Source organism: Stenotrophomonas sp. MH181796 (assembly GCF_009659995.1).
Taxonomy (GTDB): domain Bacteria; phylum Pseudomonadota; class Gammaproteobacteria; order Xanthomonadales; family Xanthomonadaceae; genus Stenotrophomonas; species Stenotrophomonas riyadhensis.
Map to the genome: position 1 here is coordinate 1 of NZ_RAHU01000025.1, position 1,328 is coordinate 1,328.

Here is a 1,328-nt window from a genome sequence, read left to right on the forward strand (position 1 = left end):
CCCGCAAGGGGGCGTTTTTCGTTTGCGTCCAACGCGCTTCATTGCCACTTCACCGTCGCTCCATCGCCCCACCACATGAAGGTTGGATGCTGCATCCTTCGTTCCAAGGGTGACGCCGCGATGCCTCATCAATCCCCCGCCTACGACCACGATGTGGTCATCGTCGGCGCCAGTTTCGCCGGTGCCGCCTGCGCGCTTGCCGCTGCCCAATACGGCCTGCGCGTCTGCGTACTCGAACGCAAGGCCGACCCTGGCGAGCGCCTGCACACCACCGGCATTGTGGTGAAGGAGGCGATGGAGCAGACCTGGTTGGGGCGCATGCCCGAACACCTGGTGCAACGCGTCGCGGATGTGCGTCTGTATGCGCCGAACCTGCGCAGCGTGTTGCTGGCTGCACCGGGCTATTACTTCCTCACCACCGATACGCCGAACCTGATGCGCTGGCTGGCCAGTGAGCTGCGCGCGAATGGCGTGGACCTGCGCCTGAAGCAGTCCTTCACCGACGCCCAGCGCAGTGGCGATGGCTGGCAGGTGGACGGGGCAGGGCGCTGTGCCTACCTGGTCGGCGCCGATGGTGCACGTTCGCGCGTGGCCCGGCGTACTGGCCTTGGCCAGGTGCGCGACAATCTCTACGGTGTCGAACGTGAGTTCGCCGGCCTGCAATTGACGCAGGGTGATGCGCTGCATTGCTTCGTCAGCAAGCGCTATGCGCCGGGCTATATCGGCTGGGTCGCGCAGAATCCAACCGGCCTGCAGGTCGGGTTGGCAGTGCGCCATGACCCGGACCGGGTGCGGCCGCCAGATATCGATGGCTTCCTTGAGCATGTGCGCGATGTGGTTGGCATTCCGACATCAGCGCGCCCGTCGGCCACCCGCGCCGGACTGGTACCTTGCGGCCGGCCGCAAGGACAGATCACCGGCCAACGCCTGATCCTGACCGGCGACGCCGCAGGCATCGTCTCGCCGCTGTCGGCTGGCGGCATCCATTCCTCGTGGCGGCATGGTTGGGCGGTCGGCGAGGCGATTGCCCGACATCTGCGTGGCCAAGGGCCGGACGCCGAACGGGTAGCGCAGCAGGTCGCCCCGGCCTTCCATGGCAAGCGCCTGCTGCGCTGGGCGATGGATCACCTTCAGGCCGATTGGCCGCTCAATGCACTGCTGCACACGGCCGCCACGCGGCGCATCGCCGAGCAGATCTACTTCCACCGCCGCGGTCTGCGCACGTGAAGAGAGCAGGCGGGGGCGTCTGAACGCCGCCCTTCACTTCACGTGAAAATTCCTGTTGACGCCGTGCAGCAATATCGACACAATAGCGCTCCTTCGACGCA

Annotated in this window: 1 protein-coding gene; it reads left to right on the top strand. The window is 66.1% G+C overall.

The window, feature by feature from the left end; translation table 11 throughout:
* Positions 1 to 120 precede the first annotated feature (120 nt).
* Positions 121 to 1,227 carry an NAD(P)/FAD-dependent oxidoreductase gene (locus D5301_RS23950; protein ID WP_153857081.1) on the top strand — a complete coding sequence of 369 codons (1,107 nt, stop codon included), beginning with the start codon at positions 121 to 123 and terminating at the stop codon, positions 1,225 to 1,227.
* Positions 1,228 to 1,328 lie beyond the last annotated feature (101 nt).